The organism is Bacillus sp. OTU530, assembly GCF_038440375.1.
This window is the reverse complement of record NZ_JASATP010000033.1, coordinates 35,505-56,505: the sequence shown is the minus strand read 5'-3', so window position 1 is coordinate 56,505 and position 21,001 is coordinate 35,505. Positions and strand designations below refer to the sequence as shown.

The 21,001-nt window shown below is 39.9% G+C and carries 18 protein-coding genes; 7 read left to right on the top strand and 11 right to left on the bottom strand.

The window, feature by feature from the left end; translation table 11 throughout:
* Positions 1–18: 18 nt before the first annotated feature.
* The 4 genes from nikD to AAHB12_RS20990 all read left to right on the top strand — a co-directional run bounded on the left by nikD (position 19) and on the right by AAHB12_RS20990 (position 3,371).
* Entirely contained in the window at positions 19–831 is an 813-nt protein-coding gene (gene nikD / locus AAHB12_RS21005; protein WP_446715594.1) for a nickel import ATP-binding protein NikD, read from the top strand.
* Between the two features lie 151 nt (positions 832–982).
* Positions 983–1,816, top strand: coding sequence for a nickel import ATP-binding protein NikE (nikE, locus tag AAHB12_RS21000; RefSeq protein ID WP_342046904.1), 834 nt, complete (start codon positions 983–985; stop codon positions 1,814–1,816).
* Positions 1,817–1,836: 20 nt separating this feature from the next.
* Complete coding sequence (locus AAHB12_RS20995) at positions 1,837–3,171, top strand: MATE family efflux transporter (protein WP_342046903.1); 1,335 nt, start codon at positions 1,837–1,839, stop codon at positions 3,169–3,171.
* Positions 3,114–3,371 (top strand): DUF3600 domain-containing protein, encoded by a 258-nt coding sequence (locus AAHB12_RS20990; protein WP_342046920.1) that lies wholly within the window; start codon positions 3,114–3,116, stop codon positions 3,369–3,371. The genes AAHB12_RS20995 and AAHB12_RS20990 overlap by 58 nt, the downstream gene beginning before the upstream one ends.
* 162 nt (positions 3,372–3,533) lie before the next feature.
* On the opposite strand, the gene AAHB12_RS20985 is transcribed toward AAHB12_RS20990, so the two are convergent.
* From AAHB12_RS20985 to uxaC, 5 genes are all read right to left on the bottom strand, one after another.
* Entirely contained in the window at positions 3,534–4,913 is a 1,380-nt protein-coding gene (locus tag AAHB12_RS20985) for an MFS transporter (RefSeq protein ID WP_342046918.1), read from the bottom strand.
* 120 nt (positions 4,914–5,033) lie between these two features.
* The gene (locus AAHB12_RS20980) at positions 5,034–6,527 is read right to left on the bottom strand and encodes a UxaA family hydrolase (protein WP_342046917.1); all 1,494 of its coding nucleotides are present in this window, start codon (positions 6,525–6,527) and stop codon (positions 5,034–5,036) included.
* Positions 6,528–6,540: 13 nt separating this feature from the next.
* Positions 6,541–8,007 carry a tagaturonate reductase gene (locus AAHB12_RS20975; protein ID WP_342046901.1) on the bottom strand — a complete coding sequence of 489 codons (1,467 nt, stop codon included), beginning with the start codon at positions 8,005–8,007 and terminating at the stop codon, positions 6,541–6,543.
* 73 nt (positions 8,008–8,080) lie between these two features.
* The gene (locus AAHB12_RS20970) at positions 8,081–9,079 is read right to left on the bottom strand and encodes a LacI family DNA-binding transcriptional regulator (protein WP_342046899.1); all 999 of its coding nucleotides are present in this window, start codon (positions 9,077–9,079) and stop codon (positions 8,081–8,083) included.
* 101 nt (positions 9,080–9,180) lie between these two features.
* Positions 9,181–10,623 (bottom strand): glucuronate isomerase, encoded by a 1,443-nt coding sequence (gene uxaC, locus AAHB12_RS20965; RefSeq protein ID WP_342046897.1) that lies wholly within the window; start codon positions 10,621–10,623, stop codon positions 9,181–9,183.
* Positions 10,624–11,211: 588 nt separating this feature from the next.
* Between uxaC and AAHB12_RS20960 the strand changes: the two genes are divergently transcribed.
* Positions 11,212–11,745 carry a DoxX family membrane protein gene (locus AAHB12_RS20960; RefSeq protein ID WP_342046896.1) on the top strand — a complete coding sequence of 178 codons (534 nt, stop codon included), beginning with the start codon at positions 11,212–11,214 and terminating at the stop codon, positions 11,743–11,745.
* A 243-nt stretch (positions 11,746–11,988) separates the two neighbouring features.
* On the opposite strand, the gene AAHB12_RS20955 is transcribed toward AAHB12_RS20960, so the two are convergent.
* From AAHB12_RS20955 to AAHB12_RS20935, 5 genes are all read right to left on the bottom strand, one after another.
* Entirely contained in the window at positions 11,989–12,993 is a 1,005-nt protein-coding gene (locus tag AAHB12_RS20955; RefSeq protein ID WP_342046895.1) for a DUF3231 family protein, read from the bottom strand.
* Between the two features lie 313 nt (positions 12,994–13,306).
* Positions 13,307–14,470, bottom strand: coding sequence for a YheC/YheD family endospore coat-associated protein (locus AAHB12_RS20950; protein ID WP_129726586.1), 1,164 nt, complete (start codon positions 14,468–14,470; stop codon positions 13,307–13,309).
* Positions 14,467–15,831 (bottom strand): YheC/YheD family endospore coat-associated protein, encoded by a 1,365-nt coding sequence (locus tag AAHB12_RS20945; RefSeq protein ID WP_129726587.1) that lies wholly within the window; start codon positions 15,829–15,831, stop codon positions 14,467–14,469. The genes AAHB12_RS20950 and AAHB12_RS20945 overlap by 4 nt, the downstream gene beginning before the upstream one ends.
* Entirely contained in the window at positions 15,828–16,907 is a 1,080-nt protein-coding gene (locus tag AAHB12_RS20940) for a YheC/YheD family endospore coat-associated protein (protein WP_129726588.1), read from the bottom strand. The genes AAHB12_RS20945 and AAHB12_RS20940 overlap by 4 nt, the downstream gene beginning before the upstream one ends.
* On the bottom strand, positions 16,907–18,280 hold the full coding sequence (locus AAHB12_RS20935) for a YheC/YheD family endospore coat-associated protein (RefSeq protein ID WP_342046892.1): 1,374 nt from the start codon (positions 18,278–18,280) through the stop codon (positions 16,907–16,909). Before AAHB12_RS20935 ends, AAHB12_RS20940 begins: the two co-directional genes overlap by 1 nt.
* 352 nt (positions 18,281–18,632) lie before the next feature.
* On the opposite strand from AAHB12_RS20935, the gene AAHB12_RS20930 reads away from it, so the two are divergent.
* Complete coding sequence (locus AAHB12_RS20930; RefSeq protein ID WP_342046891.1) at positions 18,633–18,983, top strand: YlbF family regulator; 351 nt, start codon at positions 18,633–18,635, stop codon at positions 18,981–18,983.
* Between the two features lie 88 nt (positions 18,984–19,071).
* Here AAHB12_RS20930 and AAHB12_RS20925 read toward each other — a convergent pair whose 3' ends face one another.
* Positions 19,072–19,686, bottom strand: coding sequence for a DNA-3-methyladenine glycosylase (locus AAHB12_RS20925; protein WP_342046889.1), 615 nt, complete (start codon positions 19,684–19,686; stop codon positions 19,072–19,074).
* 290 nt (positions 19,687–19,976) lie between these two features.
* Between AAHB12_RS20925 and AAHB12_RS20920 the strand changes: the two genes are divergently transcribed.
* Entirely contained in the window at positions 19,977–20,849 is an 873-nt protein-coding gene (locus tag AAHB12_RS20920; protein WP_129726592.1) for a Cof-type HAD-IIB family hydrolase, read from the top strand.
* The last annotated feature ends 152 nt before the right edge of the window (positions 20,850–21,001 follow it).

The window sequence follows — 21,001 nt, the reverse complement described above, 5'->3', positions numbered from 1 at the left end:
AAAGGAATGAGACAATTGATAGAAAAGCAGCATAATATTTTGGAGGTTAGCGACCTTCAGGTAAAAGCAAACACCTCCATTGGAACAATTCCTTTGGTGCAGGATATCCAATTTGAACTAAAGCCTGGGCATGTGCTCGGGCTTGTTGGAGAAAGCGGCAGCGGAAAAACCATTACTTCCTTATCACTCCTGCAATTGCTAGACCGTAAAACAACGAGTATAGAAGGCAGTATACGATTGCGCGGCAGGGAATTAAATGGGCTGAGCGCGAAGGAGATGCAGCGGATTCGAGGAAAAGAGATTGCTCTTATTATGCAAAATCCAATGAACGCTTTTACCCCTGTATATACGATTGGCAACCAATTCATTGAAACGATTCGGACTCATACGAATTTAACAAAGAAGGAAGCATTTGAGCTGGCTGTTGACTCTTTGCACAACGTAAATTTGCCAAATCCTTCAGACATTATGCGTAAATATCCATTTCAGCTAAGCGGAGGAATGCTGCAGCGGGTAATGATTGCTATTTCTTTGTGCTTGCGGCCAGCTGTAATTATTGCTGATGAGCCAACAACAGCGCTAGATGTGACAAACCAATTGCAGGTGCTGCGGCAGTTGGATTGGCTTCGTTCAGAATATGGTACGGCGATCTTATTAATTTCTCATGATTTAGGAGTTATTTCTGAGCTGGCTGACGATGTCATCGTGATGCAGAACGGAAGAATTGTAGAAAAAGCAGATGTTTATCAGTTATTTGATCATCCGCAGCATGAATATACGAAAAAGCTGCTTCATGCTCGACCATCGTTGCAATTTAGTAAAGAAAACTGAGCCCTACTTATACTGTATTCTTAAAATTTCCGACTACGTCGGATTCACTTCTAGCTGGAAATTTATACTTTCCGATCAGTACAAAAAAGCGCAGGATTCTCTAACATTGTTAGACTAGCATTAATATCTTAAGAAAACAGGTGGTGAGTCCATGAGTTTACTGCAGGTTAAGGATGTAACACATACGTACGGCTCCTATAATTTGTTTAGCAGAACAGACCAACGAAAACGGGTGCTTTCCAACGTTTCGATTTCCATAGGGCAAGGAATGTGTCTAGGTGTTCTCGGAACGAGCGGAGCTGGGAAAAGCACGCTTGGAAAAGTAATCCTTGGATTGGAGAAGCCGCAAAAGGGGCAGGTTTTGTTTCAAGGGCATGATTTTTATAATACAGACCGCATCACTCGTAAACGGCTTCGCCGCGATCTTCAAGTAGTATTTCAAGATTGCTACTCTTCAGTAAATCCACGCATGACTGCGGAACAAATTATTAGTGAACCATTACAAAACTATGAAAGAATGTCTCCGGATGAACAGAAGCGGACCGTTGGAGATTTACTAGAAAGAGTAGGTCTGAATCATGAGGATATGAGAAAGTACCCTCATCAATTTAGCGGAGGACAGCTGCAAAGGATTAATATTGCAAGAGCGATTTCCTTAAAACCGAAGCTAATTGTATTAGATGAAGCGGTAAGTAGTCTAGATATGGTTAACCAAACAAATATTTTAAACTTATTGAGTGAATTGAAGTCAGCTTTTGGTCTCTCATACCTTTTTATTACCCATGATATAAAAGCTGCTTATTCTATCTCCGATGCTTTGGCTGTGATGGAGAAAGGTGAAATAGTTGAGGAGTGCAAAAGTAAAGACAAGCTGTTCACATCGCGTCATCCTGCTGTGCAAACTTTGCTCTCGTCTATTCTTTCCGAGCATCCCCGTTACCGTTCTCTTTCTGGAGGGAGACGTTATGCCCAACCTCTGGCATGAGAGAGAAAGGAGGGAAACTATTGAATCATCGATCCTATCTTATGTTGGCTATTCCCCTGATCATTTCAACCATAACTACTCCTTTATTAGGGGCTGTTGATACAGCAGTTGTCGGGCAGTTGCCTGACCCTGCTTATATTGGGGCGGTGGCTGTAGGAACCATTATTTTTAATACGATGTACTGGTTGTTTGGTTTTTTACGAGTTAGTACATCGGGCTTTGCTGCGCAAGCGTATGGAGCAAATGATGATATGCAAGGGGTTTTAGCTCTAACAAGGCCATTTGTAGTGGCAATTGTAGTAGGGGTTGCCTTTATTCTTCTACAGTGGCCTATCGAACATTTATTTTTAACCTTAATAAGCCCAGAGTCTAACGTCCGGGCGTTGGCATCAGATTATTTTAGTATTCGTATATGGGGTGTCCCGTTCGCTTTAATGAATTACGTTATCCTCGGATGGTTAATGGGGATGTCTAGGATTAAAACCTCTTTAATGATACAAGTATCTATGAATCTCATAAACATCGCTCTATCTCTATTATTTGTTAACGTATTCTCTTGGGCAGTAGCTGGTGTAGCTGTAGCAACCTTACTATCGGAAATAATGGCTTTTATTATAGGACTTATTGTCATATGGAAGACTGTTCCTTTTACATTTAAGCGCCTTCCTTTAAAAGCGATTGTTGATCCCGCTTCGTTCAAAAAAATGATGAGTGTGAACCGGGATTTGTTCATCAGAACCCTTTGTTTATTAACGATGTTTAATATATTTACGGCGAAAGGGGCTTCCTTTGGAACAGAGGTTTTGGCAGCAAATGCTGTTCTCATCCAAATTCACTATCTCATGGCTTACTTCTTTGACGGATTTGCGAATGCTTCTAGTATTTTTGTAGGGAAAGCAATTGGAGCAAACGATAAACAATTGTACAAGAAGACACTTTCGCTATCGTGTCAGTGGGCTATCTTTTCGTCCTGCTTTATCGCAGGTATTTACGTCCTGTTTGGTCATAATATAATTATGCTATTTACGAGTATACCAAGTGTTATTGAATTGGCAAATGCCTATGGAATATGGATTACGCTATTTCCTATTTCAGCCAGCTTTGGCATCATTATTTATGGTGTTTTTACAGGGGCAACGGAAGCAGCACCTATTCGAAACTCGATGATTTTGGCGTTGATTGCTTATCTCATGGCGCTATTTATTGCAGTGCCTAGTTTTCAAAATCACGGTTTATGGTTCTCTTTTATTGTATTTAGTATAGGACGTTCTGTGTTTTTGGTAATGTATATTCCAAAATTAAACAGAAAATTATTTTCGGTTCAAGTGCAGAATACTCAAACATTTTACAGCTAGAAATCCTAACTTCTGAAGAACACGAACAGTATATTGAGGCTCTCATGACATATGAAAAGGTGTTGGCGCAAGGGGAAATAGATACAAGCAAGGGACCGATAGAGGTGGAAAAGCTTCCTAGAGAACTGCAAGGAGAATTTCAACAAGCGAAGGATTTTATAGACTATGTAAACAATAAGCAGCAAGCAAAAAAAGAATAAGTTTATATGTTTCATAAGAAGGTATTACAAGAATAACGAAGATATATGGTAAAACCTATGTAAAAGAACAGCCCTGAAAAAACACAGGGCTGCTTTTGTTTTTCTTAATTACACAATAATTCATTTTTTATGTTAGGAAGGAAGGTTCCCTTTTTATATCAACTACGCTTTTGCATTAAGATCCTTCATAATTTCTGCATGCTTCTCATCTGTTAGCTTGTACATAAATCCAATGATTAGTAAAGATATAGTTAATGCAACTGCTGGATATAGAGTAAGCAGTCCTTTAATACCCAGCAAGGTTCCAGCCGATTGAGCCACGTTTGGCACATAGCCGATTAAAGATAAACCGAGACCGGAAAGAAAACCTGCCAATGATTGTGCCAATTTCCTTGAGAAGTTAAATAAAGAATATGTTGTCGCTTCTTTTCGATCTCCTGATACCCACTCGCCATAGTCAATAATATCCGAAACCAATGCCCATGTAATACCATTTGGAATACTAATTCCAATGAAAGCTATTGCTGAAAGAATTGTGAATGAATAAATATTAGTCGGAATCAAGAAATTCACAAGATCAGCGGCTATACAGATTGCAAACCCCAGCATCGCCGTATGTTTTTTTCCAAGTTTTGAAACAAGCTTAGGCATAAGGATAACACCCAAAAATGAAGAACCAATAATGATAAAGCTCATGTTCGCTACAAGTGTTACATTTCCTAAATTATATTGTGCAAAATAGACCAGTAGCGCTGATTTAATGTTATAAGCAGAAATGGAAAAGATCGTCATTAGCACAAGTGTTAACAATGGTTTATTCTTAATAAATGTTTTAATAATTGATTTTACAGATAGTTTTTCCTTCGGAGCCTCTTTTACAATCACTCGTTCTTTTGTATTCCGATAACAAATATAGAATCCGAGAATACCAATAATGGCCATCATCCCCATAGCAACTGGATAGCCTACTTGTGGATTTTCAAATTGCACAATGATTGGCATAACGATAACGCTTGTAATCAACAAAGCACCTAAAGAACCGATTTGTCTGAATGTTGCAAGTGAAGTGCGATCGCTTGCATCTTGGGTAATTGCAGCACCCAGTGAACCATAAGGAATGTTTGTAAATGAATAGGCTACTCCCCATATCATATAAATCACATAAGCATATATCAGCTTTCCTGTTGTCGAAGCAGCTGGTGACATGAACAATAACACTGTAATGATTCCTAATATAAAACTGCCAAATAATAAATATGGGCGAAATTTGCCGCGGTTACCAACGTTCTTACGATAATCAATCGACGAACCGACAATTGGATCCATAACAGCATTAAACAGCTTGCTTACTAAGAAAATCATACCGGCTGCTGCAGCTGGGATTCCAGCAACATCTGTCAAAAATTTAAGCAGGTAGAGTTGACCTAAATCAAACAGGAAACCATTACCAAAGTCTCCAAATCCATAAGACACTTTCTCTTTTACACTTATCTTTTCGTGCTTAGGATTTTGTTCCTGTTGGGAATTATTCGTAGCTAACATTGTGCTCATAATTACCTCCAGATATATTGGAATGATATTTTTGAAATGTGCTGTACTGGTAACTAAAACGAATGAGGTGAGAATAAGTCAAGGAGACTCGCTTAAAAAAACAAAATCAGCTTATAATGTTACACCGCTTTTAAAGATTGAAATCTCTCTAAAATCATTTTTCTCATTGTTAACAAATTCTCCGCTTGCAACTCTGATAATATAGTCGACAAACTCAGTCATTACTTGATCGATTGATCTCCCATCTTCAAGCAATGTTCCAGCATTAAAGTCAATCCAATGTGGTTTTGTTTCGTAAATTTGGGTATTCGTTGAAATTTTCATAGTTGGAACAAATGTCCCGAATGGTGTTCCTCTGCCTGTTGTAAACAGCACCATTTGACAGCCTGCTGATGCAAGTGCCGTAGAAGCGATGAGATCATTGCCAGGTGCGCTTAAAAGATTTAATCCTTTTGTTTTTAGAGTTTCCCCATATTTCAAAACGTCCACGACGGTGGAAGTACCAGCCTTCTGTGTACATCCAAGTGACTTGTCTTCTAAAGTTGTAATGCCGCCAGCCTTGTTTCCTGGAGATGGATTTTCATAGACAGGCTGATTATGCTGAAGAAAATAATCCTTAAAGTCATTGATCAAATCTACGACCTTATGAAATACTGCTTCATTAGCCGCTCGTTCCATCAAGATGGTTTCGGCACCGAACATTTCTGGAACTTCGGTTAAGACAGTGGTTCCACCTTGTGAAATTAAGTAATCAGAGAATCTGCCTAAAAGAGGGTTAGCGGTTATTCCAGAGAAGCCGTCAGAACCGCCACATTTCAGGCCAATCTTTAGTTCTGATAGGGGAACATCTTCTCTTTCATCATTTTTAGCGCTTTCATAAATGTCCATGACAAGTTTAAATCCTTCTTCAATTTCGTCTGTAACTGCCTGGGAAATGAGGAACTTGACTCGGTCTTCATTTATGTCACCGAGCGCCTTTTTAAATTCAGGAAGTTCATTGTTTTCACATCCAAGCCCTAAAACGAGAATACCGCCAGCATTTGGATGGTTTACAGCATTGAGCAAAATTTGCTTTGTATTTTCATGGTCGTCACCGAGCTGGGAACAGCCGTAGTTATGTTTTAAAACGAGAACATTATCAAACGGACTTATGTCGCCTACATGTTTTTCAAAGCGTTTCATAATTTTTTCGGCAATTCCATTTACACAGCCTACTGTTGGCACGATCCAAAGTTCATTTCGAATCCCGACATTTCCATTTTCCCTTACATAGCCTTTAAAGGTCCGATTTTCATTTTTATATGAAAGGTCCGTTTGTTTCGGTGTGTACCGATAATCCTGCGTTCCGGATAAATTCGTTTTCGTGTTATGGGTATGAACAAGTTCTCCAGGAGCAATTGTTATGAGTGCATGGCCGATTGGATACCCGTATTTGATAACATGTTCTTTTTCTTGGATTTCTTTTAAAGCGATTTTATGGCCGCGATAAATATCCTGTTTTAATTGAATGGCCTTTCCGTCGATGCTTAGTTCTTCATCCTTCTTAAGGTCTCTTAAGGCAAGGATAGTGTTATCGTTTTCATTTATTTGCAAGTATTTTTTCATCCGCATGATTACCTCACTTAATTGATGTCCCGTATAATTCTTTAAGGGCTTCTTTTACTCCGAACTGCTTAATATTCAGGAGATTAGTTGTTACAGCGCTCACCAAGCCTGGAATCGAAGTAAGATCCATTGCCCATAGCTGTTTGTTAGCCAACACGGTTTTAACTAGATCTTCTATATGGAATTCATGTTGATCGGCTTTCCCCCAAAGAGCTTGAAAGAATTGTAGGATTTCTGGATTATCTTGTAATGAAATATCCTGATTCCCTCGTTTTCCTCGGTAAAAATACAGCAGGCAACTTAAAGAAAAAACGAGCCGTTTCGGCAAAGTAGCCGTTTGGTTCACGTAATCTAGTAACGTTGGTAAATTCCTCGCCGCAAACTTTGAAATGGAATTTAAGGAAATGCTTAATAAATAATGTTTGATATATGGATTCATAAAGCGATTTAACACTTCATTTGAAAAGGCAGCAAGTTCTTCAGGCGATCCATCTAAAGTTGGAACAATTTCATTATCAACCAACTCCTTAATGAATACCCCTAGCTCCTGATGCTTGACCGACTCTTCCACAGTGTCTAGGCCATATAAGTATGAAACAGGTGTCATAGCGGTATGAGCACCGTTTAAAATACGGACTTTTCGCACTCGGTAGGGTGTTAAATCATCAACGATTAACGTGTTCAAACCTGTACCCGCAACTGGCAGTTCATCTTTGATCCAATCAGGTCCTTCAATCACCCAAAGATGATACTGCTCTCCGACTACCATTAATTCATCCTTATAGCCCAGCGCTGCTGTTTTCTCGTCTATTGAATCTAATGGGAAGCCTGGGACGATCCTGTCTACTAAGCTGGAACAAAACGTATTTGCCTTGTGGATCCAATTGATAAATTCATCACCTAGGTTCCAGTGGTTGGCATATTGAAGCACAACCTCTTTCAGTTTTTCGCCATTATTTTCAATCAGCTCACAAGGAATCACGATGCAGCCATAGCTATCGTCTCCCGAAAAAGCTTGAAAGCGATAGTAAAGAAAAGCAGTCAGCTTTCCTGGAAAACTCCTTGGCGGTCGATCTTCCAACCGATCTTCAGGATCAAAAACAATCCCGGCTTCTGTCGTGTTTGAAATGATGAAACGCATATCCTGTTTTCCCGCCAGTTCTTTATACTGCTCATAGTTTGTAAAAAGGTTAATCCCTCGGCTAATCGACTCAATCACCATATGCTCATCAACGGGTTTCCCATCCTTCATTCCTTGTAAAAAAAGGGTGAACAAACCATCTTGTTGATTCAGTCTTTCAATTTTTTCCGAGCCCCTTGGTTGGACCACGACGACACTTCCATTAAAATCTGTTTTCTCATTTAATACTTGAACCTGCCAGTCAACAAACGCTCTTAAAAAATTTCCTTCTCCAAACTGAAGAATTTTCTCTGGACGTACAGCAGACTGCTTGTAATTGTGTTTATTTAACCTCTGCATCTATAGGTATCTCCCTTCGTTATGCACACGTGAACATTTATTTCAATAATCGTCCCAAAACGGGACAATAATATTACTCCATCTTTTTAACAGAGTCACGAATGATTAACTCTGTATTGGCAAAGATCTTTTCCGCCTTTTCTTGTTTCCCCATGATTAATGACAGAATTTTTTTCGCACCCCAAATACTGATTTGTTCTGTAGGGCGTTTTACGGTTGTTAGGCGCGGTGTTGTATACCGAGAAAAACCTATATCATCGAAACCAATAATTGAAATATCATCGGGAACCTTTAGTCCTTTAGCGAAAACTGCGTTCATGGCACCAATGGCCATATCATCATTTGAACAGAAAACAGCTGTTGGAGGCTTTTTTAATGACAGCAGTTTGTTCATCGCGAGATAACCGCTTTCCATATCATAGTTTCCACTAACAGAGTATTCGGGCTGAATGGACATCCCGTGTTGGATTAACGCTTGAAGATATCCCTCTTTGCGCATTTGTGTGGACTTAAAGCCTTGTATTCCTTCAATAATGGCGATATCCCGATGCCCGTTTTTAATCACGTATTCTACTGCTTGACGGGATCCTTCTGTATCATCAGATAAAATATTGATAATATGATTTTCTTCGATATAACGGTTAAGTACCACAAGGGGAATTCCCTTTTGCATTGTGTGGTAGATAAACGAATTATCTTGCACACTTTGACTCATTAAAATGATGCCATCAAAGCGTAGGGGATTAATTGTTGAAAAATCCTGATAATCATCTATGCCGCGGACAAATAAATTATAATCCTGGCTGATGACATGATTGACACCTTTGAGCGCATCAACAAAAAAGCTTGGAGATGTTCCGTTGCTTATGCTTGAAAAAAACAAACCAATTGTATGGGACTTCTGCGTCACAAGGCTTTTTGCATTATAATTTGGTGTATAGTTTAGCTGGGAGGCAATTTCAAGGATTTTCTGCTTGGTTGGCTCTTTTATAAGCGGGCTGTTATTGAGGGCCCTTGAAACCGTTGTATGAGATACATTGGCCAGCCTAGCAATGTCTTTAATAGTAACCATTCTATTTCCTTCCTTTTTTCATTACATTCATTTAGAAAAAGTGGCATATATTATCCTATTTTACTACCTCACCAGCATTAATCAACCTTTAGCATCTTTCGTTATGATCTTGTAGAAGAAATAGGGTTGCCTTCTGTAACTCCTTGAAATTGAAAATATTCTTTCGCGTTGTTGTAGGCGATTGCTTGGACGATTCTCCCTAATAATTCCATATCCTTTGGAACCTCACCATTCTCTACCCATTCTCCAATCAGATTGCAGACAATTCTTCTGAAATATTCATGTCTCGTATAAGATAGAAAGCTTCTAGAGTCTGTCAGCATTCCAATGAACCGGCTAAAAAGCCCTACATTGGAGAGTGCTTTCATTTGCTCTAGCATGCCTTCCTTCGTATCATTAAACCACCATGCAGTACCGAATTGGATCTTTCCTGGTGTCTTTCCATCTTGAAAGCTATTGATAATACTTGCAATGACATAATTATCAGTAGGATTTAAAGAATAGATAATCGTTTTTGGAAGCTTGCCAGCCTGTTCTAAAGAATCCAGGATTGAAACGAGTGGTTTGGCAATTTGATCATCATTAATTGAATCATAACCGGTATCAGGTCCTAATCGCTTAAACATGTTTGTATTATTGTTGCGATGGGCATTAATATGGAACTGCATCGCCCAACCGAGATCTGCATATAGCTTGCCTAAGTGAATTAATGTAAAGGTTTTAAATTTCTTTTCCGCTTCTAAGGAGAGCTTGCTGCCAGTTAATCTTTCTGCAAAGATTTCCTGTACTTCATCAAAGGTCGCTTCTTCATAAACCATTGAATCTAATGCATGATCAGAGACGACACCGCCAACTAAGTGGAAGAACTGAACCCTCACTTCAAGTGCAGCGAGATAGTCCTTATAGTTCTCAATCTTTACTTGGGAAGCTTGCTCAAGCTTCCCAACCCATTCTAGAAATCCATCTCGGTTGATTTCCAAGCCTTTATCCGGTCTAAAACCCGGAACAACACTGACAGGATAGTCTTCATCTTTTTTTAATAATTGATGATATTTTAAGCTATCTGTCGGGTCATCAGTTGTGCAAACCACTTTAACATTTGATTTTACGATGAGGTCACGGGCGCCAAATCCTTCTCCAGTTATAAGGGCATTCGCTTTCTCCCAAATCCCTGAAGCACTTTGTTCGTTTAATGTTTCGTAAATGCCAAAGAATCGCTGCAATTCTAAATGAGTCCAATTATATAAAGGATTTCCTATTGTCATTGGAACCGTCTTTGCCCAGGCAAGAAATTTTTCATAATCACTTGCATTTCCGGTAATATATTCTTCTGGGATTCCATTTGCTCTCATTGCTCTCCATTTATAATGATCACCATAAAGCCAAGCTTCTGTAATATTTTTAAATTTTTTATTTTCATAAATTTCTTTAGGGCTTAAATGACAATGATAGTCAATAATCGGCATTTCCTTCGCATAATCATGGAACAGAGAGATAGCGGTTTTATTTTTAAGTAAAAAATTTTCATTCATAAATTTTTCCATTATTTCACCATCCTACAGTTTTTTGTTAACGTTAACATTTTTAATTAAAAAAATAATAGGACGGAAGTGACTTATGAATGTTAACGTTAACATTTCTCCTTCATTCTACTTTTTATTTCTTTTTAATGCAATAGGGATTTGTATTTTTTTCTAATAAACTCCATTTTTCAAAAAGAACAAGTGTATATACAGGACTAAAAATGTGGTCGTTCGTTCTAAAAAACTCGTGGATTGGCGAGCTGTTAGGAAAAAGCAAAAGCAAAAGCGTAGCTACCTTACAACGTATTCCTAAAATTTTCGAATACGTTAAATTGGCTTCCGGATGAAAATTTATATTTTCTTTCTTGCAGCGCAACAAAAATCTACTCCTGCTCAAAAAGCTATATCATTCTGCCCGGGAGGTAGAATGATATAGCTTTTTAATCGGTTGTTCTTACCGAATTTAGGAAGAAGGAAGTATTCACCATTTGGTCAATTTCTTTTGAACTATTTGTGAATATGTTCACAAAACTGATGCTTCTTACAAACTTTCAAATATACTAAGGGTGTAATCATTACTTAATCCAATTTGAAAGGGAGCGATCTTGTATGTTTGGAAAGTTTGTTAGGGAAAATCGAATTGCAGCAGCTCTTTTAACAGTTCTTCGTTTATATTTAGGATACTCTTGGTTTACAGCAGGACTAGGAAAATTACAAAGCGGTCAATTTGATGCAGCTGGCTTCTTAGCTGGAGCTGTTGCAAAACCAGTTGCTGGTCCAGATGGCGTTGTCTATGGATGGTATGTATCTTTCTTAAAAAACCTGGCTCTTCCGAATGCGGACTTATTTAACATTGTAATTCCATTAGGTGAAACGCTTATAGGTCTTGGATTGTTGCTCGGCTGCTTAACAACAGCGGCGGCGTTCTTTGGTCTTGTAATGAATTTTAGCTTCTTGCTTGCGGGAACTGTTTCTCATAATCCAACTGACATTCTATTAGGCGGAATTATTTTAGCAGCTGGGTTTAACGCCGGTGTATTTGGTTTAGACCGATGGGTAATTCCATTTATTCGTAAAACTATTTTGAAACAAAATACTAGCATTAAAAAGACTGAAAACATTAAAGTAAAACCTGCGCTATAGATTTTTCAACACAGTACAAAAGCATGTGGATTGCTTTAAACATACTAAAATTAGAAGGGGATACTATGTTCAATATAAAGGCATAGATCCTCTTATTTTTTACATAGCATACTCCATAATCAAATATTAAAAAGATGGTATATAATATATATGTTGAAGAAGGAATAACCATTTTATGTTGGAATTATCCATTAAAATAAGAAGCTAATTAAAAATATACCCCTCACTAATGAGGGGTATATCCTATTGATCTCGTGCAAGTTCTTTTCTATTGGGAGCAAGTGGTGGCTGTTCTAACCACTTGTTTTTCACCATAATATCGAACCAGTTTTTGGTAGTTCCTAATGTTTTTAGAATTGCTTTTTCATAAGCTACAGCTAGGTCTTTTCGCATGGCTCCTGCTAGACCTGTCCCATAATATACTTGTGCAGTTTGAGCCAAGAAGCCCATATGATACAACATTAATTTATCTGAAAAAGGAGAGTCTTTTGACGTTGTAACCTCTGATTCCCACGACATTGGAACTGGCAAATTATCATTGTGCATAATTTTTGAAAGGGCTTGTAGGTTTTCATCTGCGGCTTGTTCTAATTCCTCAAAAAACTTTCTTACTTCTTTCGATTCTGTGACTTGACTGAATCCAATTGAAAGAGTTTTTGCCATAATGCTCTTTTTAATGTTAAGAGAAATACTGATTAGTTCTGAAGCAGATAAAAGTCTCTCTTTTCCGAAGAATCCATTAGTAAAATCTTTGGTAGAAATAAATTCAGGGCCTTCGTTAGGATAGAAATAGGGGTCTCGTTGGAATTTTCCTTTCTTAAGCAATAACTCAATGGTTAAATCGTACATACTTTTTGCATCATTATCACATGAATTGTAAAATTCCCGTAGGTCTTTTCTGACAGAAACACTTAAAGCAGTTGTATGACCCAACAAACCATGTATAGTCATAATATGTAAATAATTTAAGCAGAATGTGTCAGAAAACAATCTCTCTGCACCTTTATTAAGGTCGGACTCAGTAAATCCAATAGGAACTGGAAATCCCTCTTTCTCAATGAAGGAAACAAGCTGCTTCTTTTGCTTTTCCCATGTCTCAATGGCAATTTCAAAAACTTTTTTTATTGATTCGTCTTCCAAGATAGAAATCATATACCTATTTACTATCTCGGTCATAGTTCCGTTTACATACTCCCCCCATAGTGTTCCTATTTCGGAAGATGTAAGTTTTAAATTATCATTTTCCATTTGTTCTCACCTCTTCCGTATTTTTTACTAATACAGAAATAGGTATGCATTTCTTTGGACTTCAACCTTTTAGATGATTAGTTGAGTAGTTTCTTGTTGAACGGGGGCGTTAGTGGAAGAACAATTAAGTGATTTTAGGACTGATGACATATCTTAGTTATTCCAAAGGGCGCTTTAATGGAATAAAAGAAGAGCACATATTATACATGACTAATATGTGCTCTTCTTTATTTTTAAGGGTTTTTATAATTTAGGTCTTGATAAATTGCTCCACATGCTTTTGTACTGTGTTGCTGTCAAATACTAAAAGATACTATGGCATTAGTTTAGAAAATCCCGCTTCTGCAGTAAACACGGCCAGCAGGTTGTGGAGCGTTTCTGTATAGATATGCGGTTCGTCGAAAATCATCGGCTTGCTGTTCGCTTCGAATATATAATAGTGACCCGATTCATCCACGCCAATATCTAATGAAAATTCCCGAACGCGGCCAAAGCGGCTGCATAGGCTTTGGCCGCATTGCTCAGCAAGCATCTCGATAATATCATAGCGGACTGGGCGATGCAGCTTCTCTTGTACTATAATCTCCCCGCCATGCGGGACATGCGTGACAATATGCCCTTTTTTTGCAAGGCGCACACCGATGCCGCTAATGTGAAATGTTCTGCTTGCAGCATGTACAGCAACACGCAAATCGTATTTTCTTCCGTTTTGCATATCCGGTGCAATGGCGCGTTGTGCGATATACGGTTTTTGCTGCTTTGAGAGGAAGTCCCAGATATAAGAAACAGATTGTATGTACTCTCCCTGCAAGTCTTTTTGAAGCACTAGATTATCGTCAGTAAATCGTAAAGAAAAAATATGCTTTCCTTTTGCGGCTTCAGATTGTTTTACATATATCTCTTTGTGGCTGTGGAGCATATGCCATAAGTCTTCTTCCGTTTGCAGCAGTTTTGTTTCGAGCAAATACGGCCGTAATGCTTCATTTGCGGAAAATGCTTGATAACTCTCCCACTTGGGGAAGAAGCAAGGATTAAATAACGGGATATCACGATTTGTGAGCTGCTCAATGGCCTGTTTCGTTTCTGGTCGTTGTTCGTGCTTTCGATAGGGCACGCGATTATATACAACATCAGGATACGGAAAACGGCATTTATACCATCGTTTCTCCGAGAGCCATACATAGCCTTCAATATGTTCCTCCTGTAATCCATACGGCGAAAAGACAAAACTAATGCCGCCTTGCCTTTGAAGGGCTGCTTGGATGGCGGCAAACCGTGTGAAATCACCGTAAAGCTTTCCTTTTGGTGTACCGCTTGTCAAAATACCAACGAGCGGTCCAAGCCGCTCGTCTTGCTGCTGGATGGAAAAGGAGAAGGAATGCTCTGTTCCAGCTTTAAGCTGGGATTGGCCAAACATTCGCCCTGTTTCATAATGATGCCAGCACTCTGTTTTCGAGTCATAGAAAATTTGGTTCATTGAAACAGCTCCTCAGGGGAGAATAATGATTTTTCAGTTAAATGCAGTGCGTACTCCAAAAAGAGCTCCTTCGTTAATCGGTCGCTTTTCTTTAGCTTCGGATGATGAAAAATAGAGCGGCCTGGCTTGGAGTTTGCCTCAAACAGCCACACTTTGCCCGTTTTATCTAAGCCGAGATCAAAGCCAATTTCCCCGATGCATCCGTCTAGATGTGTGTCGATGCTCTCGCTGAGCAGAAGGACAGCTGTTGTTAGCTTTTGCAGCACACTTTCTCTTTCAACAGGATCAGGAAAGATTTCGTCCAAGCTTTTTACATCACCGCCATTATTCATATGTGTGGTCATACTGCCCTGACCGGCGATTTTGGCAGCAATTGCGCTCATTCGCCAATAGCCGTGTCTATCCTTATTTGTATGAATGCGAAAATCGACAGGCTGCCCATTTATACGCAGCAACGAAATGCCCTGCTGTACGATAAACGTTTCTAAATTATAACGGCTTAAGAGGTGATTGATAAGGTATTCAAGAGAATGGTATTTACGCAGCTTATTCCCATCGGCATCACGATAGCGACAGTAATATTCATTTTCCTCAAAGTCATACCGAACCTGATAAATGCTGCTTCCTAAGCTGCCATTAATCGGCTTAATATACACATGCCCGTACTTGGATAAAAGAAATTCAATTTGCTCAAAGCTTGTAAAACGATGTGTTTCCGGTAGGTAGGAAACTGCCGCTTCATCTTTCTGTAAGCAGCGGTAAATATCCCATTTATTAAAAAATCCAGGATTGAACCAAGGAATTAAGTATTCATGCTGGAGCCGTTCTTTTACCCGGGCAATGGCTCGGTGGTTTTCCGTTTTCCGATTTGGGAGCCGGTCGTATATAACGTGTGGAAATGGAACCTCATGTTGTACCCAGCGTTGTTCATTATAAAAGTAAGCGGTAATGGTTCCTTCCTTCCAGTTAATTTGATGTGATCCAAATGCAAATAAGTATGCCTTCGTATCGTCTTTAGCTGTGAGCAGGTTGGCAAAAAACAGTGAGCGTTCCCCAATTGGCCGCAAAGAAGATTCTGTAAAGCCGGCCGTGAAAATTCCAATTAGCGGACCTATTACAATGGTTTCTTCGTAGACAAATACATGAATTGGTGTAAGAAATGGCAGCTTTAAATCTGCGATAATCTCCTGCCCTATGGAGATGGTATTGTCTGATAAAGAATCTGCTCGTACGTCACATTCAATAATTTTTGTGCCAAATGAAATGTATTTCAGGGATTGGATATTATCGAATGTGTAGGGGAGGTATACCGTATTTGGCTCACGACCGCTTTTCTGCAGCATGTAAGAACGCAGTTTCATTGGGAATCCGCTCCTTTTTGCGCCTCGAGTGTTAAGTATTTGCAGTAGGCAAGCGGTGCGTGATATAAGTGATCAACGTTTTCTGGTTTGCACTCCAGCATTACTCTTCGCCCAGGCTTTGAGTTAACATCGAGAAGCCAAACAGCCTGATTTTGGTCGACAGAAATATCAAGACCGATTTCAAACAGCGGCGGCAGTGTTTGTTCTAAAGCTATAGGTACAGCCTTGAGGAGAGTTGTAATATTGTCCTCCAGCAGCAGCCGCTCCTGCTTCGGATACGATTGTTTCCATTCCTCATATGTGATGCTCTGGCTTCCTGCATGCAAATTGGAAACAACAGCCCGTTCATTGCCGCAGCGCACCCCCCGTCCAACCTCCCCCCAAACACCCTTTTCATTTTTTTGCAGTAAAACACGGATATCAAATGGACGTCCGTACGCATCTTGCACGGATAAAAATGGCTGCAGCAGGTAAGTTTGCGATTGCAGGAGAGAGGCGAGCCAAGCTAAAAAATCTTCTTTGGAAAGAAAGCTTTCTGTTATTGTCTGTTTAGCCTGTTGTAAGGTCGCTTGAATAGAACGGCGCCCATAGGATAGAAAGCAAAATCCGTTTCCTTGAGAGCCATTCACTGGCTTTAAAGCAGCTTGTTTATGCCTCCATATATATTTCCAAACGTTCTCTATCGTCGCTTCTACGGTATAGGGAACATAAGGAGCCGTGGCTGGATGATGTGAGAGAATGGAATAGGTTTGTAGCTTATCGGGCAGGCCATGACCTAAAAATTGGGTTTGTGGCCGCTTTTTTAGCCATTCTACAATGGGCTTTCCTTGCCTTGAGCTTTCGGTGCGATTATAAAAGCAGCGATCATAGATAAAAGGAGGAATGGGGAAAGTATGTTGAACCCACTGCTCTTGCACGGAATCAAACAATAAACCATGAACTTGCTCTGTGGCGGGGATGATTTGAAAAGGCGTAAACCGAACAACCTGCATGCCATGCAGAAAAGCCCGTTTCGCGATTTCTGTAAAATATTCTGTTTCTTGATCAGATCGAAGAGATAATAAGCCGAGCGTCATTATGATTCCTCCTTATATGGCTGCTGAGCAATTAAGCAGCAATATTGCAAGACGGACCGGACGGATGGACGAATAGGCGTTGGTATCGCGGTTGGAAGCATATTTTTGGATGGCTTTGAATTCACTTCAATAAGCCAAGGATTTCCGTCTTTGTCCAATCCTAGATCAATCCCGAGTTCTCCGTATAAACCGTCATAGCTTTGTCCAAGGCACCGGGCGGTTTCTAGTGCCAGCTCGGATAGCAGCTTTTTTAAATGTCGAACTTGTTTCTGGGAGAAGGCAAACTGCAGTACCTCATCGAATTTGTAAATTTCTCCACCCATTGCGATATTAGAGACAAATTCATTTGGGGAAGAAACGCGTGCAACAGCAGAGGTAAGCTTCCACTGGTTTTGTTCCGTTTTGTGGCAAAGAATACGAAAATCAACAGGACGTTCTTCATACGTATACAATGTTACACCTTGCTGAACGATGTAAGGCCGGTGCCCAATATAAGGCTTAAGCGCTGCAAATAAGCTATCGACCGATGTATATGAGGTATGAATGTCCCCTGAAAAGGTCGTATAGTTTAATGTATATTCATGTTCAGTACGAGTTACTTTAAAAATTTTTCGCCCTTGGCTTCCATAAGCTGGTTTGATAAACACGCAGTCATAAAGAGCGAGCGCTTTCTCTAATACTTGTTTGTTATCAAATAAGAAGGTGCAGGGAATATATGGCTGTAAATAAGCAAATTGCTCGAGTGCCTCATATACCTCCCATTTGTTCAAAAAGCGGTCGTTAAAGTGGGGAATATGGTAGGTTTTTAAGGTTTGGAGCCAGCTGGAGAATACAGTGCTTTGCTCTGTTTTTCGAGAGTGAATGCGATTATGAACAACATTTGGAAATGGCATCTGTTCCTTTTTCCAGTGGCCATTCTCATAGCGGTATCCCCACACTTCCTCACCCTTCCAAAGAGACAAAGAGGTAATATAGCAAAAGCAAGCGCTTTGTTCGCTTAAAAGGGCAAACTCTTCGCAAAAGGAGGAAAGAGAACCAAAGGAAACAGGATAGCTTTGCTCCTTGATCTCTGTAATAATCGCAATAACAGGTCCGAGATGCAGTGCCTTTTGAGATGGGAGATAGCTGCAGTGGAGCTCATATTCCCCAGGGATTTTCAGGATCGCAAGAAGCTCTTTGCTGCAGAGAATAGCATTTTCTTTTTCACCTATTGAAGTAATATTCACAGTTACACTTGTTAGACCAAAAAAAAGTGTAATTGTATCATTCTGTTCAATCATCCATAGCTTGGCGAGTCGTTTCGATAGGGCAATTGTCTGATTATTTTCAATCAAGCTGCCTTCGGTTATTCTTACTGTTGTTGTAGAAAACATAGAAGTCCCTCATTTGCTTGCATTTTGTCCAAGCTCTATAATGAAATATAGATAATAATGTAGTTTATGAGTAAATGATACAACAGGTGAAATGGAAGGTTGGACTATCTTGAATTTGTGGTTAAATATAATTGAAATGGTAAGTCTTGGTGCGATTATTGGGGATATACGAATCACGTGCCTATTCAAATGCTGTTTCGAAACCATTCTCCGTAGTCGGAAACTTTAAGAATACCATATAAGTGCAAGGGTTTCTTTATTTCTTCATGTCATAATGAAAAAGATTTCCACATAGGATACATAGTCTGATATAGTTAAGAGCGTGCCGGAAATGGCTAAAGGAGGAAAAAGCATGGCAACTAATATGTATGATGCAGCTTATGCGCTGCAAAAAGCAATTACGGAGAACCCGGATTTTCAAGCTTTAAAGGCAAGCTACGCAACTGTACAAGCAGACCCGCAAGCAAAGGTACTGTTTGAGCAATTCCGCAACGTACAGCTTGAATTGCAGCAAAAAATGATGCAGGGCCAACAGATTACGGAAGAGGATAATGCGAAGGCGCAGCAAATTGTCATGCAGGTGCAGCAAAACCAAAAGATTGCACAGCTTATGCAGGCGGAGCAGCGTGTTAATGTTTTCATTGGAGACTTAAATAAAATTGTCCTAAAACCACTTGAGGATTTATACGGTTCGTTAGCGTAAATGCACAAAGACAGCGCCTGCATATAAAAAGCAGGCGTTGTTTTTTGCTACTGTAATAAGATGTAAATTTCCAGTCCGCGAGTTTTCCTTATTTCGAAACAAACGGATGACCTTGAAAATAAAATCGCCACGGATAATGAACGGCTTCCTCTGCATAATCGATCCCAATCCGCGGGCCGGCTGTGATTTCATAACGCTGTGATAGATGCGTCTCGTCGGAGACAATTTCCATAAACAACTCGTCGCTTTGCATAGACAATCCCTTTTGCTCCATTGTAATAGCAAGCGCCCGGCAGAGCTTCCCCGGACCGCTCGTTAGATTTTTATATTGCTGCTTCGTAATATCAGTTTTTCCAAAACGTGCCGATGCCATGTCCTCTATTCTTTCATCGGGTTCGAGCGCGCGGATGAGTACGCCTTGTGGAGTACCCTCTGGCGCTGTAATAATATTGAAGCAATGGTACATCCCGTAGATTAAATAGATGTACGCGTGTCCAGGCGGACCGAACATAATCTCCGTCCGCTCGGTTCTGCGGCCTCCGTAGCTGTGGGCAGCTTTATCATCAGGGCCCTTATATGCCTCTGTCTCGACAATTAAGCCGCTTCTTCGTTTTCCATCTACCACATGGACAAGCCGATGTCCAAGAAGACGTTTGGCTACATCAAGTGTATCACCTTCATACCAGTTTATAGGCCATTTCATAGTAGGTTCTCCTTTTCAGAAAGTAGAATGTTGCAGTTGCTTTAAGGAATAAGGCGTTAGCTATTTTGCGTGTTGGAAGAATTCTCTGCTTGCACCTTAAGAAAGTATAAGTTTCTAACTGGAAGACCATTCGACGTAGCGAGAAATTTTAGGAATACAGCTAGAAAGTCTTGCTATCTGTTACAGTTTACCCACTTAGATTGGTTGTTACTGCCGTTCGTTCTAATTGTCATCCATGCCTCATACGTTAATTGTAGAGTGCCACAGCTAAGAAAGGGAGGTTCCTCAGCATGATTTATCGTTTATTAGCTATTAATATAGATGGAACATTGCTTCGTCCAAATGGAAGACTGCAAAAGGGAACGAAGGAAGCAATTGATTTTGTAAGGGAGAAGGGTGTATACGTTACGTTATTTACGAACCGCAACTTTCAATCTGCACAAAAGATTGCCAGGGCGTTAAAGCTAGGCTCCATCCTTATAACGCATAGCGGTGCTTTTATTTCTTCTTCATTAGATGAACCACTTATCCAAAAGCGTATTTCTGAGGAAAAAACATTCAATCTTGTGCAGGTGCTGGAGCATTTTGATTGCAATATCCGCATTTGCCATGAACGATTTTCCCTTGGCAATCGCCGCAGCCTTGCTTCCAATTTAATTGCGAAAACAGTGCTTTCGAGTGCCGATCCTGTGTTTTATCCCGTCCAGTTTGTAGAATCACTTGGTGACACGCTTCGTGATCAGCCAGTAGCCGCACCGAAAATTGATGTGTTTTTCTCAAGCAGACAGGATAAAGAGCAAGCCCTTGCTACTTTAGCTGAGGCGTTTGAAGATATCCATATCATTGAGTATGAAGGAGAGCAAATCGAAATTCTTCCAGCGAATGTTTCCAAGCTGCGAGGCTTACAGCAGCTTGGCAGCCATCTTGGGATTGAACCGAGGGAAATGGTTGCAATTGGAGACAGTATGGATGACTTGGAAGTCATTGAAAACGTCGGTCTTGGCGTAGCGATGGGCAATGCTCCTGTTGCACTCAAGAAGGCTGCGGATTGGGTTACACGCTCTAACAACGAGCATGGCGTCACATATATGATTAAAGAGCACTTCCGTAAGCAATTTCCGCTTAATTTTCTTAAGGCTCATATTAAAATTAAAAAATGGTAAATATACCTCCTCAGACAAATGTCTGGGGAGTTTTTGTTGGCTGAATCTGCTTTTCTTACACTTTAAGAAAGTATAAATTTCTAGCAGGAAGACAGTTCGACGTAGTTAGAAGTTTTAGGAACAAAGTATAAGTGCAACTACGCCTCTGTCTT

Bases quoted from the DNA above. Each gene is read 5' to 3' on its own strand.
- nikE (WP_342046904.1), top strand. From the start codon at position 983: ATGAGTTTACTGCAGGTTAAGGATGTAACACATACGTACGGCTCCTAT.
- AAHB12_RS20985 (WP_342046918.1), bottom strand. From the start codon at position 4,913: ATGTTAGCTACGAATAATTCCCAACAGGAACAAAATCCTAAGCACGAA.
- AAHB12_RS20980 (WP_342046917.1), bottom strand. From the start codon at position 6,527: ATGAAAAAATACTTGCAAATAAATGAAAACGATAACACTATCCTTGCC.
- AAHB12_RS20975 (WP_342046901.1), bottom strand. From the start codon at position 8,007: ATGCAGAGGTTAAATAAACACAATTACAAGCAGTCTGCTGTACGTCCA.
- AAHB12_RS20970 (WP_342046899.1), bottom strand. From the start codon at position 9,079: ATGGTTACTATTAAAGACATTGCTAGGCTGGCCAATGTATCTCATACA.
- uxaC (WP_342046897.1), bottom strand. From the start codon at position 10,623: ATGGAAAAATTTATGAATGAAAATTTTTTACTTAAAAATAAAACCGCT.
- AAHB12_RS20960 (WP_342046896.1), top strand. From the start codon at position 11,212: ATGTTTGGAAAGTTTGTTAGGGAAAATCGAATTGCAGCAGCTCTTTTA.
- AAHB12_RS20955 (WP_342046895.1), bottom strand. From the start codon at position 12,993: ATGGAAAATGATAATTTAAAACTTACATCTTCCGAAATAGGAACACTA.
- AAHB12_RS20950 (WP_129726586.1), bottom strand. From the start codon at position 14,470: ATGAACCAAATTTTCTATGACTCGAAAACAGAGTGCTGGCATCATTAT.
- AAHB12_RS20945 (WP_129726587.1), bottom strand. From the start codon at position 15,831: ATGAAACTGCGTTCTTACATGCTGCAGAAAAGCGGTCGTGAGCCAAAT.
- AAHB12_RS20940 (WP_129726588.1), bottom strand. From the start codon at position 16,907: ATGACGCTCGGCTTATTATCTCTTCGATCTGATCAAGAAACAGAATAT.
- AAHB12_RS20935 (WP_342046892.1), bottom strand. From the start codon at position 18,280: ATGTTTTCTACAACAACAGTAAGAATAACCGAAGGCAGCTTGATTGAA.
- AAHB12_RS20930 (WP_342046891.1), top strand. From the start codon at position 18,633: ATGGCAACTAATATGTATGATGCAGCTTATGCGCTGCAAAAAGCAATT.
- AAHB12_RS20925 (WP_342046889.1), bottom strand. From the start codon at position 19,686: ATGAAATGGCCTATAAACTGGTATGAAGGTGATACACTTGATGTAGCC.
- AAHB12_RS20920 (WP_129726592.1), top strand. From the start codon at position 19,977: ATGATTTATCGTTTATTAGCTATTAATATAGATGGAACATTGCTTCGT.